The 15447-nt window shown below is 52.7% G+C and carries 13 protein-coding genes; 9 read left to right on the top strand and 4 right to left on the bottom strand.

The window, feature by feature from the left end:
- Window positions 1-58 precede the first annotated feature (58 nt).
- The gene (locus tag AC3ZPD_RS10390; protein WP_490984213.1) at window positions 59-1447 is read right to left on the bottom strand and encodes an aldehyde dehydrogenase; all 1389 of its coding nucleotides are present in this window, start codon (window positions 1445-1447) and stop codon (window positions 59-61) included.
- Between the two features lie 25 nt (window positions 1448-1472).
- The gene (locus tag AC3ZPD_RS10385) at window positions 1473-2939 is read right to left on the bottom strand and encodes a carboxylesterase/lipase family protein (protein ID WP_490984212.1); all 1467 of its coding nucleotides are present in this window, start codon (window positions 2937-2939) and stop codon (window positions 1473-1475) included.
- Window positions 2940-3193: 254 nt separating this feature from the next.
- Between AC3ZPD_RS10385 and AC3ZPD_RS10380 the strand changes: the two genes are divergently transcribed.
- Window positions 3194-3781, top strand: a complete 588-nt coding sequence (locus tag AC3ZPD_RS10380; RefSeq protein ID WP_490984211.1) for a thymidine kinase — start codon at window positions 3194-3196, stop codon at window positions 3779-3781.
- A gap of 135 nt (window positions 3782-3916) precedes the next feature.
- Here AC3ZPD_RS10380 and AC3ZPD_RS10375 read toward each other — a convergent pair whose 3' ends face one another.
- Window positions 3917-5326: a deoxyguanosinetriphosphate triphosphohydrolase family protein gene (locus tag AC3ZPD_RS10375; protein ID WP_490984210.1), complete on the bottom strand. Its 1410-nt coding sequence runs from the start codon at window positions 5324-5326 to the stop codon at window positions 3917-3919.
- Window positions 5327-5634: 308 nt separating this feature from the next.
- On the opposite strand from AC3ZPD_RS10375, the gene AC3ZPD_RS10370 reads away from it, so the two are divergent.
- From AC3ZPD_RS10370 to AC3ZPD_RS10345, 6 genes are all read left to right on the top strand, one after another.
- Entirely contained in the window at window positions 5635-5847 is a 213-nt protein-coding gene (locus AC3ZPD_RS10370) for a hypothetical protein (RefSeq protein WP_490984209.1), read from the top strand.
- Between the two features lie 109 nt (window positions 5848-5956).
- On the top strand, window positions 5957-8335 hold the full coding sequence (locus AC3ZPD_RS10365) for a helix-turn-helix domain-containing protein (protein WP_490984208.1): 2379 nt from the start codon (window positions 5957-5959) through the stop codon (window positions 8333-8335).
- An 83-nt stretch (window positions 8336-8418) separates the two neighbouring features.
- Window positions 8419-8541 (top strand): hypothetical protein, encoded by a 123-nt coding sequence (locus AC3ZPD_RS10360; RefSeq protein ID WP_268237157.1) that lies wholly within the window; start codon window positions 8419-8421, stop codon window positions 8539-8541.
- Window positions 8542-8598: 57 nt separating this feature from the next.
- Complete coding sequence (locus AC3ZPD_RS10355; RefSeq protein ID WP_490984207.1) at window positions 8599-10248, top strand: extracellular solute-binding protein; 1650 nt, start codon at window positions 8599-8601, stop codon at window positions 10246-10248.
- A gap of 91 nt (window positions 10249-10339) precedes the next feature.
- The gene (locus tag AC3ZPD_RS10350; protein ID WP_490984206.1) at window positions 10340-11260 is read left to right on the top strand and encodes an ABC transporter permease; all 921 of its coding nucleotides are present in this window, start codon (window positions 10340-10342) and stop codon (window positions 11258-11260) included.
- Between the two features lie 58 nt (window positions 11261-11318).
- Window positions 11319-12194, top strand: coding sequence for a carbohydrate ABC transporter permease (locus tag AC3ZPD_RS10345; protein WP_094095646.1), 876 nt, complete (start codon window positions 11319-11321; stop codon window positions 12192-12194).
- An 81-nt stretch (window positions 12195-12275) separates the two neighbouring features.
- Here AC3ZPD_RS10345 and AC3ZPD_RS10340 read toward each other — a convergent pair whose 3' ends face one another.
- On the bottom strand, window positions 12276-13466 hold the full coding sequence (locus AC3ZPD_RS10340) for a C40 family peptidase (RefSeq protein ID WP_490984205.1): 1191 nt from the start codon (window positions 13464-13466) through the stop codon (window positions 12276-12278).
- 284 nt (window positions 13467-13750) lie between these two features.
- On the opposite strand from AC3ZPD_RS10340, the gene AC3ZPD_RS10335 reads away from it, so the two are divergent.
- Window positions 13751-14602, top strand: a complete 852-nt coding sequence (locus AC3ZPD_RS10335; RefSeq protein ID WP_490984204.1) for a sulfurtransferase — start codon at window positions 13751-13753, stop codon at window positions 14600-14602.
- A gap of 247 nt (window positions 14603-14849) precedes the next feature.
- Window positions 14850-15443: a TetR/AcrR family transcriptional regulator gene (locus AC3ZPD_RS10330; protein WP_490984203.1), complete on the top strand. Its 594-nt coding sequence runs from the start codon at window positions 14850-14852 to the stop codon at window positions 15441-15443.
- Window positions 15444-15447: the final 4 nt, after the last annotated feature.

Genomic DNA, 15447 nt, shown 5'->3' with positions numbered 1-15447 from the left:
GAGCCTTAACGCGGATGGACGAATGTCCGGTCCGGGATTATTTTTTTGTGCGGATCCACTATTTCAAAAGTTTGCGGATCAAGGCCAGCCCCCGTTTGGAGAAAGGGTAACGGAAGGGAAAATCAAACAGGGTCGTCTGCTTGACGATGCCTTTCTCGTGCGTAAACGTCCGGAAGCTTTCGTAGCCGTGATAACTGCCCATTCCGCTTTCCCCGACTCCGCCGAACGGCAGGTAAGGCGTCGCCAGATGCATCAGCGTATCATTGATCGTCCCTCCCCCGAAGGAAAGCTCGTGCGTTACAGCCTGCTGCACCTTGCGGCTGCTTGTGAACAGGTACAAAGCCAGCGGTTTCGGCCGTTTCCGGACGGTATCGATCGCTTCCTGCAGCTCGTCATACACCAGCATGGGGAGCAGCGGCCCGAAGATCTCCTCCTGCATGACCGGCATTCCGCCATGTACGTCCATCAAAATCGTCGGCTCAATCTTGAGTTTGTCCCGGTCGGCCCTTCCGCCCGCCGCAATCCGGCCGTCCTGCAAAAATTGGAGGAGCCGGTCAAATTGCCGTTCCCCCACGATACGTCCGTAATCGGGGTTGTTCAGCGGCTCCTCTCCATAAAAGCGGGTAATGGCCGTCTTCAGCTCCGCCAGCAAACGGTCCATTACATTCCGGTGGACGAGCAGATAATCCGGGGCGATGCAGGTCTGCCCCGCATTCGTAAACTTGCCGAACACGATCCTCCGGGCCGCGAGCGACAGATTGGCGTCGTCATGGACGATGCAGGGGCTTTTGCCTCCAAGCTCCAGCGTAACCGGCGTCAGCTGCTTGGCTGCTGCCTCCATGACGATTTTTCCGACCTTAACGCTTCCGGTAAAAAAGATATAGTCAAATTTCCGCTCCAGCAGCGCGGCGCTGACCTCGGGCCCGCCCTCCACGACCGTTACGTAATCCGGCGGAAAAACCTCCTTCAGCATCTTCCCCAGCAGACCGGATACCGCCGGCGTCAGTTCCGAGGGCTTCAGCACCACCGTATTTCCGGCGGCAATCGCTCCGACCAGCGGGGACAAAGCCAATTGCAGCGGGTAATTCCAGGGGGCGATGACCAGTACGGTGCCGTAAGGCTCTTTAAGGATCAGGCTTCGGGAGCCGATATGGGTGACTGCCGTTCTGACTTTCTTCGATTTCGCCCACCCGGTCAGCTTGCGGGAAATAAACCCGAGCTCCGAAAGCACGAGGCCCAGCTCTGTCGTGTAGCTCTCGAAATCGGATTTGTTCAGATCCTGTTTGAGAGCGGCAAACCACTCCTTCTCATATTTCTTCAGCGCCTGCTTCAGCCGTCTAAGATACAAAATACGCAGCGCTATGCTCCGGGTTCCCCCCTGTTCGAAAAAGGCCTTGTGCCCCTCCAAAATAACATCCAGGTCGGGCTTTGAAACTTCCTTGTCCATGAGACTTGTCCTACTCTCTTTTCATTTATAAACCCAACTGCACCCGTTTCTCGGCCTCGGGATCCTGCACGGCCGCAGATTGGATATTAAAAATATAAGTTGCCCGCTCCGGCAGCCCGTACGGCGGCCAGACGTCCCCTTCCACTGCCGGCATTCCGTGCTTGGCAAAAGAAACCCAGGCATCCTGCATACGGCGGGCCAGCGCTTTGGCCGAATCCTCCGCCTGGACGCCGATATTCTTCAGCAGCTCCAGATGATCAAAAACAAACATGATTTCCCCCGCATGCATCGCCTGCATCAGGAAAGGATGCGCCTGGCTTGTCCAGTCGAAACGGTACATCCATACCGGAGCATGCCGGCTTTGCGCCTTAGCAAACTGCAGGGAGGACCGCCAGAAATACAGGTCGGTCAAAATCTGGGCTTGTCCCGCCGCCGTTCGCGGGTAACGGGCGGCAATCGCTGCCGCTTTTTCGCCGCTGATGCCCGTCATGAGTTCCATCGCCTTCAGCCAATCCTTTTCCTCCATTACCGGGGAATCGGGTCTGATGAACAAAACGCCTTCATCCCGGTTTGTCCCGATCAGGATGGGAATATCCCCCGCAAAGCCGTCCTTTACGGCAGCCAGCGGTTCATGCGGCAGCGTGGTTCCGTCCACAACCGGCTGCTGCAGCATGGCAATATCGTTGCCGTAACGCTTTCTTAACTCTCCGGCGGCATCCATCAGCTGCTCCGCAGGAACCGTCTTCAGCTTGTCCGCCTCCCCGGGATCGATGCCAAGCAGTCCCAGCAGCGCCCCGGTGATCGAACGGGCGGCCGGCTCGGGCATCACCTGCGATGCCCCGCTTTCCATAATGGCCCGCTGAAACAACCCTTTCGCCGCCGGCATCGCCAGCAGCGCCGCGATGCTCATGCTCCCGGCCGACTCGCCGAAAACCGTGACGCGTTCCGGGTCGCCGCCGAATGCCGCAATATTGTCGCGAACCCATTTCAGCGCAGCGATCTGGTCAAGCAGCCCGGCGTTCGAGGTGAATCCCTCGCCAAGGAAACCGGCATGCATGAAGCCCAAAACGCCCAAACGGTAGTTCAGGCTGACGACAATAACGCCTTGGCGGGCCAATTTGGTACCTTCATACATCGGCACGCTGCCCGATCCGGTTACAAAAGCGCCGCCATGGATCCACACCATCACCGGCAGCGGCGTGTCCCCCGTTTCCTCAGGCACCCAGACGTTCAGGTACAGGCAGTCCTCCGAAGCACCCGGCGCCGCATCGGCGCCAAAAAATCCCGCTGTTTCATGAACCGGCTGGATGCTGATCGGCCCGTAGGTATCGGCTTTCCTTACCCCTGCCCAGGCATCGGGAGCCGCTGGAGCCTGAAAACGCCGCTCACCGACAGGCGGCTTGGCGTAAGGCAGGCCTCTCCAAATTCGGACGCCCTCGCCCCGGATGCCCTCAACCGTTCCATATTGCGTATCCACCGTAAGCTGTGACATGCTCCCTTTTCCTCCCTAAAGAACGATATATATATTCCTTATAAATAACCTTTAAAATCGCGCCTTGCCTTCTTCCTCTCTACCATACCAAAGTCATCCGGCAGATTCAAAATCCCGAATTTTTTTCGGGCTATGGTTCAACAGCTGCTCGGCTTTCGTTGAAAAAGAATCGGGTTCCGGCCAATATTTATGTTAGAATAATTGAAGTTTATCTTTTTTGGTTTGCGATTTAATGACAGAAAGGAACATCTCCCTTGGCCCAATTATTTTTTAAATACGGAGCAATGAACAGCGGCAAATCCATTGAAATTCTGAAGGTGGCCCACAATTATGAGGAGCAGGACAAACCTGTATTGATCTTTACGTCGGCGGTGGATAACCGTGATGAGGTCGGATTCGTTTCCTCGCGGATCGGCTTTCGCAGACAAGCTATCCCGATTTTTGAAGACAGCGACATCTATACGGCTGTAAAAGAACATCACCCGAAGCCCTACTGCGTGCTGGTGGACGAATGCCAGTTTCTGAACGAGGAAAATATCCGCCAGCTGGTCCGGATCGTCGATGAGCTGAATGTGCCGGTAATGGCGTTTGGCCTCAAAAATGATTTTCAAAACCAGCTGTTCGAAGGCAGCCGGCTGATGCTCATTTATGCCGATAAAATCGAAGAGATGAAAACGATCTGCTGGTTCTGCGAACGCAAGGCGACCATGAACCTGCGCGTCGAAAACGGCAAACCCGTTTATACGGGAGAGCAGATCCAGATCGGCGGCAGCGAATCGTATTACCCGGTATGCCGCAAATGCCATGCGAACCCGCCGCTGGAAGAGAATAAAAACCGTTAGGATTCAAGGATGAGATAAGATTCAATGATAAAAGCTCACCGCAGCTTAAAATAGAAGCCCGGCTCTCCTGCCTGTAGGGACCCGGGCTTTGTTTATTGTTAACGCAGGTTTTGTGCCTTATATTCGTCGCACGCGTTAGTCCATGTCGTAAATCGTACCGACCTTCAGGCCGTAAAGCTCGTTGTAAATTTTCTCGGCGTAAGCATCGGTCATGCCCGCAATGTAATCGATAATCATATGCTCCCAGGTCCAGATCGGGTTCGGCTTCTGCTGGTCGCGGTCGAAACGGCGCAGCCAGTCCCCGGGAATGATCGATTTTGAGGTTTCGGGATCCACGAAGGCATCCCATAACCTTTTGATCACCCAGGCGCTGCGCTTCTGCAGCCGCTGCACCCGCAGGTCGCGAATCATCGTGACCCAGGCGAAGCTTTTTAACACGCTGACCGTCCGGAGCATGTCCTCATCTTCATAACCTTCCTTGACAAACGTCACCTTCTGCCAGTTGCCGTCGCTGATCACGCCGAGGCTGCCGACGAACACGCTGACCCAATAGGATTTGACCTCCCGCCGCGTACGGGAATAGTCGTGATCGCAGGTCGGCATTTTGGCATTCCACACCTGAAGGAACGAGGTCAGCACCTCGTCGACCTTCATCCCTATTTGTTCCCGGGGCCAGCCTTTCCAGAAGTCGTCCTCCAGCGTCGTGATTTTCTCAACGATTAATCTTTGAATATGGGAGTCCTTGAGGAAATGCTCATGAACTTCGATTTTGCCCGCTTTAATTCCGTCCTCAAGATCATGTGCGGAATAAGCGATGTCGTCGCACAGATCCATAAGCTGCGCTTCCAGCGTTTTTTTGCCGGCCGGGATGCCCCACCGGTCCCGAATGTAGGAGATATACTCCCATTCATGGTGGTAGAGACCCTTCTTATTTTCCGTGCCCGGATAAGGGTATTTGTTGGTGCCCAGCAGCACGGCGTCGGACAAATTCAGGCCGTCATGGCTTTCCCGTTTCTCCAGGAACATCATCAGCCTGAAGTTATGGGCGTTGCCTTCGAAATGCTCGTATTTCCGGCGGATCGCTTCCCGCGTATGTTTGGCTTCCGCAGGGGAAACCTTGCGCCCTTTCAGCGACTGTTTGATTTTTTCTTCTATTAAATTCTCCAGAATGCCTTCCAGCACTTCTTCGCCTTTATGTCCAAATGGGGGATGTCCAAAATCATGCGAGATGGCCGCGCATTCCACCACCTCGGGATCGATAATCAGCCCGGGATGCCCGGCCCGCTCCGTCTCCACGGCAGGATATGCCCGCAGCAGGCTTCTTGCCGCCTCACGGGCAATCTGCGCCACTTCCAGGGAGTGGGTTAACCGCGTGCGGTAGTAGTCGCCTGTACCCGCGCCGAACACCTGGGATTTCCCTTGAAGCCGGCGGAAGGTCGGCGAGTGGATTAGGCGGGAATAATCCCGCTCGAAAGTTGCCCGGCTGTGCTCCTGACCGATATTGTCCGGATACTGCCGGTGTTGTCTTAGTTCCTGAATATTCATAAGCTGCACTCCTCTTGTACTGAATAAAGCAATGAAATCAAAAGCGGCGCTTCCGCTTGTTTCCCTGTTGTTTTATGCTATTGTATCCGCATGGCGGAAGAACATAAAGGTTTATTTTTTCTATCGGTATTCATGAAGCCGGACAAATGTTTTACAATGAAGAACAAGCAAAGGAACAAGCTTGGCTGCAAGGGAAGGAGGGGGAAGAGGAACAAGCCGCGCGCTCATCTTTCCCCTGCCGACAACTAACCCTGGCAAACCGCCTTTGAATAGTATTGACCATTTTTTGACAAAGGAGTTATCCCTATATGCCTGTTACCAGAGAATTATTCACCGATGCCGACTTCCAGGAAGCCGTAGATCAAAAGCAGCATATCCGCGTATTCCGCGGCGACCATCTGATCGACTCTTCTACGTCTATTGTCCGGTTCACTTCGGAGACGATCATTACCCAATCCAGCGTCAGCGACCTTACGTACCATCCGCGGCGGGAATGCCAGTTTTTCGAGATAAGGAAATAAAAGCCGCACCGCCTTGCCCGCCTTAGCGGCGGGTTCCTTCTACCATCCAGAATGGCAAGCATTGAAATAAAGTCCGGGCGGTCACGCCGGGCAAGGGGGTTGTCCCGACTTGTGGAAGCGTTTTCTATTAAATTGGAGAAGCATTATTTTATCCTGGCTGTTCTCCTACCTGGTCATTTTGATGATTCCGGTCCTCATCAGTTTTTTGGTTTATACCCGCTCCCAAGGCATTTTGAAAAGTGAAATCCACCGCGCCAACGATGTGCTGTTGAAAGAGGTCCGGGGCACCATCGACAATCAGATCCAGACTGCGGACCGCCTGACGACCGAGCTGATCTGGAACGTGCGGATCCGGGGATTTATGTATTCGAACCTGTACAAAACACCGGGCAGCCTCGATTCGGACCTGTACAGCCTGCACCAAACCGCTCAGGAAATAGCCATTTACCAGTCCCTCTACCCTTCGATCAAAACCTATTACATCTACTGGAGGGATCAGGATCTGGTATTGGAACCGGGCGTTTATCGCAGCAGCAGGCTGGCCTTTGAATCCATCCATCAGAATGAACAAATCTCGTATGAGGTATGGCTGGAAATCCTGCAAAAGAACGATAACGGCAGGTTTGTCAAACTGCAAGGCAAGGATTCCGGCAGCAATGCGCTTGCTTACATTCATTCTTTCCCTAAGGATAAATGGAGCCGTCCTCCGGGAGCGGCGGTTGTGCTGCTGGATACGGGAAAACTTATGGAAAGCATCGTCAATGCCAAAGACTTCAGCAACGGCCAGGTGATGGTCCTGAACCGGGACAAGCAGGTGCTTCTTTCCACCGATCAACACGGCAGCCCGCTGGATCTGCTGGATATGAATTTTACAGGCGAAACCGGTTCTTATTACGGAAATTATGAGGGTCAGCCTTCCGAATTTATGTATATTAAATCCAAAAACTCGGAACTGATTTATGTAACGGCGGTCCCGCGGACGCAATTTTGGCAGAAAACGATCTCCCTGCGGAATATTACTTACGCCGGCCTTTGGGTCAGCGTAGCAGGCGGGATTTTGCTGAGCCTGTTTTTTCTTCTGAGGCATTATAGTCCCGTCAGCAAGCTGCTGCGGCTGCTCAAAGGCTCGGAGTATAAATTCGGCCTGGTCGAAGGCAACGAAAATGAATTCCTTCACATTCAAAGGGTCATATCGGATACGCTGAGCGAACAAGGACAGATCCGGCTGAGGATGCGGCAGCAGTCCTACATGCTGCGCTCCAATATGCTGGCGCGTATGCTGAAAGGGAAGTTGGACGGACCGCTGGCTCTCGATGAGTCGCTCGCCGCGTTTGACGTTCATTTTCATTCCGGCGATTTCGCCGTGCTTCTCTTCTATGTAGATTACGAGCCGTTTGCGGACCAGCCGGACGGAATATCCGGCCTTGCGGACAACCCCAAGCTGATGCAGTTCATCGTGACCAACATCGTGGAGGACCTGGCCAATGAACGCCATCTGGGTTTTGTCTGCGAGATGGACGACCATCTTGCCTGCCTGCTGAACTTCGCGCCGGGTGACCGGGAACGGCTTCCGGAAGAAGCAGAGGGACTGGCGGAGCGGGCGCGGCAATTTTTGAAAGATAAGTTCCGCATTCATACCCTGGTGTCCATCAGCGGCATTCAACATTCGTTGGACGATCTCTCGGTTGCTTACCGGGAAGCGGTTGACGCCATGGAATACCTGGTCGTGATCGGCGGCAGCCGGGAAGTGATCGCTTATGACGACATCCGGCCGGGATCCGGTGAAGCCGCCGATACCGGCAGCGGTTATCCTTATTCGCTGCAAGCCGAGCGGCAGCTGATGAACCACGTCAAAGCAGGGGATGCCGATAAAGCCGAGTCCATGATCCGAAGCCTTATAGCCGGATGTATGGAGACCAACAAAATCTCCGTGAACCTCGTCAAATGCCTGATGTTCGATCTGGTCAGCACGCTGATCAAAACGGCCGGCGAACTCGGGGATACGGAGGAGAATCCGGCGGTCATCCGCACCGAATGGGTAACGAAGGTTATGAACAGCGAATCGATCAAGGATATGGAGAAATCGCTGCTGTCCGTTGTCCGGGAGGTTTGCGCCTATGCAGCCGCCAAGCAGAAACAGCAGCTGCAATCCTCCCGCAGCCTGGTGCTCCAGGAAAGAAGCGCCGAAATCATGACTTTCATTGCGGAGCGTTATGATCAGCCGAATTTAAATATATCCCTGATCGGCGAACAATTTGGCATGACCCCGACCTACCTGTCCAAATTGTTTAAGGAGCAAACGGGTGAAGGTCTGCTGGATACGATCAACCGGTTCAGGATGGACCATGCCAAACGGCTGCTGCAGGACTCCTCGCAGAGCATCAAATCCATTGCTTCGCAGTCGGGATTCCATGATATCAATACCTTTATCCGGACTTTCAAAAAATATGAAGGGGTTACCCCCGGACAATACCAAAAAACGTTGTAGCGGCGTTCGGGCCATAAGGCCGGGCTAAGCCGCATATGGATTTGCAGGCTCTGACGGAGCCTCTTTTTTTTCAGAAATAATCGGTGTTATCCATAGAAATTTCCGATTTTGATGATGCCGTTTCCGGTATTGATGATGTAATTCAGGAAATCGAAGATGCGATTCGGGATGTTGACGATTCCCGGATCCGGCAGGCTGCCGCATAATTGGTAGTGAGGCGCCTCACACTTCAAATTCGCAAAAAACAGGGAGGTTACAGCTATATGAGCTTGCCCGGTACAAAGAGAAGGAAACACGCAGCATTCGCCCTTGCCTTTCTGATGCTGTTCACGCTGCTCTCCGGCTGCGGCGGCAGCGGAAGCCAAGCGGATACGCAGAATTCGGGAAAAGACGCAAATAACGGGAGCGGGCCAAACAACGCCGCACCCTCGGAGGTTTCTTACCCGCTGCAAGCGGATGCGGGCAAACCTTTAACCTATTGGGCCGAATACGGCTCGGTCAAAGCTACCATGGAAGAAGTGCCTTTCTTCCAGGAATGGCAGAAGCGGACGGGCATTCCGCTTAAATTCGTCAGCCCGCCGGCCGGACAGTCAAGAGATTCGCTCAACATTATGCTGGCCTCCGGCGATCTGCCGGACATGATCGAATACGACTGGTTCAACTTTCCCGGCGGTCCGGAGAAAGCCATCGCCGAAGGCTACATTCTGCGCTTGAATGATGTCATCGACAAATACGCGCCTAACTTGAAGAAGTATCTTCAGGCAAATCCGGATATCGATAAAATGCTCAAAACGGACAGCGGAAGCTACTATACCTTCCCCTTCCTGCGCGGAGATCCGCTGCTTCAGGTATACCAAGGCCCGATTATCCGCCAGGACTGGCTGGACGAACTTGGCCTCAAGGTGCCTGAGACGATCGACGACTGGCATAACATGCTGACAGCCTTTAAAGACAAGAAAGGGGCGACCGCTCCCCTCTCGTATATTTTCCAATCGGAATTTTTGAACAACGGCGCGTTTATCGGCGCCTTCGGTGCCAGCCACACCTGGTTCCAGGATAACGGCACGGTCAAATTCGGCCCTATGCAGCCGGGTTACAAGGAATTTTTAAGCACGTTCCGCCAGTGGTACGCCGAAGGCCTGCTCGATAAAAACATCGCCAACGTCGACGGCAAAGCGCTGGACACTAACATAACAAACGGAACCACCGGAGCAACCGTCCATAATTCGGGCAGCGGCATCGGCAAATGGCTGCCTCTGCTTGAGGAGAAAGACCCGAACGCGAAGCTGGTGGCCGCGCCTTATCCGGTGCTGCACCCGGGAGACGTTCCGATGCTCGGACAGAAAGACCCCGTATATACGACGGGTACCAACGTAGCGATTACCTCCAAAGCGCAAAACGTGGAGCTGGCGGCCCGCCTGCTGGACTGGGGTTACAGTGAAGAAGGACATATGTATTTCAACTTCGGTCAGGAAGGCGTCAGCTACGAAATGAAAGACGGCGAACCGGTCTATACCGATTTGCTGATGAACAATCCGGATAAGCTGTCCCCTTCGCAGGCGATGTCGCTGTATATCCGCGCCAACTACGGAGGCCCGTTCGTTCAGGATAAACGCTACATCACCCAATATCTGGCCCTGCCGGAGCAAAGATCGGCGATCGAAACCTGGGCCCATACGGACGTGGACAAATACAAGCTGCCGCAGATTACGCCAACGCCGGAGGAGGCGTCGGAGCTTGCGCAGATTATGAACGACGTCAACACGCTGGTCGATGAAATGACGCTCAAAATCATTATGGGCAACGAACCGCTGGATGCGTTCGACAGCTACATGAGCAAACTCAAGACGCTCGGCATCGACCGGGCGACGGAAATTCAGCAGGCGGCCCTGGACCGCTACAACAACCGTTAAAACGCCTGTTTGGGGAGACGCGGGAAAGGCGAAGGCGGCGAGGCAAATCCGCCGCTTTTGCCCCTCTCCCGCTTAAGGAGAGAGAACAGACATGAATAAAAACGCATTCCGCGCGAAATTGATCAGGGATTTTGTGACGAACAAATACCTGTATCTGATGATGCTTCCGGTGATCGCTTTTTACGCCGTCTTCAATTACGCGCCGATGTACGGCGTGCTGATCGCCTTCAAGGAGTATTCGCCGCTTAAAGGCATCATGGACAGCCCCTGGGTAGGGCTCCATCATTTCACGACCTTTTTCGAAAGCTATTATTTCTTGCGCGTCTTGAAAAATACGCTAATCATCAGCGTCTATTCGCTGCTGTTCGAATTTCCGGCCCCGATCCTGCTGGCGCTGCTCATCAACGAGGTCCGGAACAAGACCTACCGCAAGGTCGTTCAATCGGCCACTTACATGCCTTATTTTATTTCGATGATCGTCATCGCCGGTTTGATTCGGGATTTCACGGACAGCGGCGGCGTTATCAACACTATCTACGCTTATTTCGGCGGGGACGGGACCGCCATGCTGCAGCACGCCGGTCTCTTCCGTCCGATCTATATCCTGTCCGAAATCTGGCAGAAAGCGGGCTGGGAATCGATCATTTACCTGGCTGCGCTGATGGCCATCGATCAGGAGCAATACGAAGCCGCCCGCATGGACGGAGCCGGCCGACTTAAGCAAATGTGGCATATTACCCTGCCGGGCATCCTGCCGACAATCGTGATTTTGTTTATTTTGCGCATGGGGAATTTGCTGAACGTAGGGTTCGAGAAAATCATTTTGCTTTATAACCCGGTGGTGTACGAGACGGCCGATGTGATCTCTTCTTTCGTTTACCGCAAGGGTCTGCTGGAATTCAGCTGGAGTTACAGCACCGCGGTCGGCATGTTCAACTCCATTATCAATCTGATTCTGCTCGTCCTGGCCAACTGGCTCAGCAGAAGAATAACCAGCAACAGCTTATGGTAATCCGCATTAGGGTTAGCGCGATTCTTAGAACAGCCCCGGCTTTACAGGAGGTGCCGCATTGAAAACGACGAGGTACGAAAGGATTTCCCTGAACCTCATTTATTTTGTATTGTTTCTGCTGATCATAGCTACGGTATACCCGCTGCTTCATGTCGTATTCGCCTCGTTCAGCAATCCGAACGAAATTATTGCCCATAAAGGTTTGCTGTGGAAGCCGCTCGGCTTCAATCTGGAGGCCTACAGGCTCGTTTTCTCCAATCCCGGCATTTATACGGGTTATCGGAACACCTTGTTTATCGTGGTGGTGGGCGTTGCCTTGAACCTGCTGATGACCGCGCTTGGCGCCTACGTGCTGTCGCGGAAAAACGTGATGTGGAACAAGCTGTTTATGATGCTCATCACCTTCACCATGTTTTTCAGCGGCGGGCTTGTGCCCTTCTATCTGGTCGTGAAAGGCGTCGGCTTGTACAATACGCTTTGGTCGACGATCATCCCGTTTGCCGTCAATACGTTTAACCTGATTGTCATGCGAACTTCGTTTCAGGCTGTCCCGGATAGTCTGGAGGAATCCGCCAAGATTGACGGAGCGAACCATTTTACCATCTTGTTCAAGATCATCATTCCGCTGTCGCTGCCGGTCATCGCCGTTATGGGCTTGTATTATGCGGTGGAGAAATGGAACGGCTGGTTTTACGCCTCGATTTTTATCCAGGATCACAATTTGTATCCGCTGCAAATCTTTCTGCGGGAGATTCTGATCCTGAGCTCGACGGATAACATGACCTCCGGCTCCGCGGTAGGCGAGCAGTTCCAAATCGGCGCAACGATCAAATACGCGACCATCGTGGTCGCCACGCTGCCGATCCTGTGCGTTTACCCGTTTATTCAGCGCTTTTTCGTAAAGGGCGTCATGATCGGCGCTTTAAAGGGATAGAAGGAATTTGGAGTACGAGTAGAGGAGATAACAGAAAAAGCCCGCAATCGCGCGGGCTTTTTGCCTGGAAATGTACGAGTTTTATTTTGTAATCGCCTGATACTGCTTGTCGCTAAGAACCCGGCGGGCCGTAAGGTATCTGGGGCTAAAATAGGAATCGTTCAGACGGTTGATCTGAACAGACGTAGAGACCGCATTGGCGATCTGTCCATTGCCGATATAAATCGCAACATGCGTTACCGTGCCTGGCTGACCGTAAGTATTAAAGAATACCAGATCTCCGGTCCGCAAATCATCTTTGGATACATAGTCCCCGAAATGGGACTGTTCAGCCGATGTACGCGGCAGGTGAACCCCGTATTTGGCCAGGACATATCGTGTAAAACCGGAACAATCAAAGCCGTCGGTTGTAGTTCCGCCCCACACATATTTGATGCCAAGCAGCGGATGAATCACCTTCTGCAGCGAAGCATGAGTTGCCAGCGCCGATGAGGATTCGGCTAAAGCTTTTAATTCTTTTTCCTGCTGCAGCAGGGCCGCTTCCTGTTCGGCCAGTACCTGTAAATTTTGCATTTCGGACTGGGCCGCATCTTCCAGATGCTTCTGTTTTTGCGAATAACTGACGTTGTTTACCGCTTCTTTGTTCTTCTGGGACACCAGATCATTTTGCTTCTGCTGCATCGTTTTATAGCTCTGCTGGACTTGCGCCAGCTCCTGCTGCAGCTGTGCCTCTTTCTCCGCTATAAGCTGTTTATCTTGTTTATTGCTCTCCAGCATATCTTTATCGGAGCGGGAAATTTCCTCTAAGGATTGAAAGCGGTCGATAAAATCCGAGAAGCTGGTGGAATTAAGCAGCACATCCAAATAACTGACGTTACCGTCCATATAGAGCGACCGCAATTTTTCGGCCAGCCTTTTATTGCGCTGTTCGATGCGGGAATCCGCCTCCTGCAAATCTTGGGCAATCTGCGTCAGGTTCGTTTTCTCCTGTTGGATATCGGCTACCAGCAATTGCATTTGATCGGTTACATTGCCTATGTACTGATCCAGATGATTCAACTTCTCGTTTGAGGCTTGAACTTCCTTTTGAATCTCATTCATTTCACTTTTGGAATCCGATAGGTTTTGCTGTGAGGCTTTCTTCTCCTGCTGAACTTCCTTAAGCTTATGCTGCACATCGGATAATTCCGAGCTGGCGTAAGCCAAACCGGAGGTGAAAATCATACAAATCACAACAAGTAAAATAGTCAAAGTCGAAAATACTCGAGACATGGTTCCCTCCTAGCTAGTCAGATTCAATATATTCCTTCTTATTCTTCTATTTCCCTATTTAACCACACCTTCTACCAAATTCGAAATAGCCCTTATGGATATTTTGATAGATATTATAGTATTTTTTGTTGATTATTTGCGAATTTCCTGCGGCATTATCAAATCACACCCACATTTGATGGAATTGTACACCCCTTTCACATGTGCTACATTGAGGGAAGAATAGAACAGGCACGAATGAGAATGGATGCCTGCTCAGCAATTCATTTAGAAGGAGGAGCAAGATGGAACCCATCGTATCCAAGCAGTGGCTGCTTGCCCGCATGTATGACCCCGATTTGGTAATCGCCGATTGCCGATTTGATTTAGCCGATCAGGAAGCCGGGCCTCTCGCATATAAGGAAGGCCATATTCCCGGGGCCGTTTACCTGGATCTGGAGCAGGATCTGTCCGCCCCTCCCGGCGAACACGGCGGCAGACATCCGCTGCCGGACCCGCAGGAGCTTGCGGCCAAACTGAGCCGCGCCGGCATTGGCAATCAGGTGCGCGTTGTCGCTTATGATGATCAAGGAGGCATGTACGCCGCCAGACTCTGGTGGCTGCTCCGATGGCTTGGGCACGAAAATGTGTCCGTTCTGGACGAAGGCTATTCGGCCTGGAAAAATGGCGGTTACCCCGTCACCTCGGATACGCGCATCGTAGTTCCGGCCTCTTTCGAACCGAAGGTTCAGGCGTCTATGGTTGCGGACGTCCATGAAGTCCGATCTGCCGTAAACAGCAAAAACGCCCTGCTCATCGATTCCCGGGACGAAAGCCGCTATGCCGGCGAACACGAACCACTCGACAAGAAAGCCGGACATATCCCCGGCGCCATCAACCGTTTCTGGAAACACCTCTTCCGCGACGGCAGCTCCTGGAAAGCAGAGCCCGAGATCCGCCAGCAACTGGAGCCGGTCGCCGAAGCGTTTGACCAGGACCGCAACGTAATCGTTTATTGCGGCTCCGGCGTGAGCGCAACGCCTAACGTGCTGGCGCTGCACTTGCTCGGTTATCCGCAGGCCAAGCTTTATGCGGGAAGCTGGAGCGATTGGGTCAGCTATGAGGAGAATCCCGTGGCTACGGGGAAAGAGAAATAAAAAAGGCCCGCGTCTGCCATGGGTTCAAGGGCTGTGACAGGTTGGTTGCCGGTAGGCAAGCTGTCACAGCCCTTTTTGCGTTCTCGTTTAACAGCCTGCAAACCCTAATCCGGAGAAAACAGTTGCCATAACTCGGGGCCAGACTCGGTCAGGTACGGCTTTCTAAAGACAACTTGACTTTAAAAAATAACAGTGTTATTTTTAATTACGTTGTTACATAAAAAGATGCAAAGGAGCTTGCAAAAAGTTGACTAAACGAATGGAACGAGTAAGGCAGCAATTAAGAGAGGAGGCACTGGATGCAGCGATTCGCCTGGCTGAGAAGGAAGGTTGGTCGTACGTCAGCATCCGAAGAGTAGCCGAGGCCATCGAATATAGCACAACCAAAATCTACGACTTGTTTGAAAATAAGGATCAAATGGTGCTGGAGCTTTTGCGTAAAGGGTTTACCCTTCTCGCGGAACAAATGGAACATGCGCGGCAATCAAACACTGATCCTTATGAACAAATGGTGGCGCTGACTATATCCTATTGCCGTTTTGCATGGGACCACGGGGCTTATTACAGGATCATGTATGGCATGGACGGAGTCCCATTCGGCGTTCAAGAGACATGGCAAGAGGGAATGAAAATCGGGGAAGTCACCTTTAAAACGTTAAAGCTGCTTCGCCCTGACGAAGAGGAAGAACTTCTGAACCAGCGGGTTTACGTTCTGTGGAGTATTTTGCACGGCATTTGCTCGATCGTGATGGCTAGGCGTTTTTACGGGGACACCGAGCAAGCCGAACAGTTGGCGATTCACGCCGTTTTGACTTATCTAAATGAACAAAGATCGGAGTGACTGA

Source organism: Paenibacillus mobilis (assembly GCF_058267595.1).
This window is presented reverse-complemented; position numbering and strand designations above follow the sequence as displayed.

Excerpts from the sequence above, each read along its gene's own strand:
- AC3ZPD_RS10390 (WP_490984213.1), bottom strand. The coding sequence starts at position 1,447 with ATGGACAAGGAAGTTTCAAAGCCCGACCTGGATGTTATTTTGGAGGGG.
- AC3ZPD_RS10385 (WP_490984212.1), bottom strand. The coding sequence starts at position 2,939 with ATGTCACAGCTTACGGTGGATACGCAATATGGAACGGTTGAGGGCATC.
- AC3ZPD_RS10335 (WP_490984204.1), top strand. The coding sequence starts at position 13,751 with ATGGAACCCATCGTATCCAAGCAGTGGCTGCTTGCCCGCATGTATGAC.
- AC3ZPD_RS10355 (WP_490984207.1), top strand. The coding sequence starts at position 8,599 with ATGAGCTTGCCCGGTACAAAGAGAAGGAAACACGCAGCATTCGCCCTT.
- AC3ZPD_RS10370 (WP_490984209.1), top strand. The coding sequence starts at position 5,635 with ATGCCTGTTACCAGAGAATTATTCACCGATGCCGACTTCCAGGAAGCC.
- AC3ZPD_RS10350 (WP_490984206.1), top strand. The coding sequence starts at position 10,340 with ATGAATAAAAACGCATTCCGCGCGAAATTGATCAGGGATTTTGTGACG.
- AC3ZPD_RS10375 (WP_490984210.1), bottom strand. The coding sequence starts at position 5,326 with ATGAATATTCAGGAACTAAGACAACACCGGCAGTATCCGGACAATATC.
- AC3ZPD_RS10340 (WP_490984205.1), bottom strand. The coding sequence starts at position 13,466 with ATGTCTCGAGTATTTTCGACTTTGACTATTTTACTTGTTGTGATTTGT.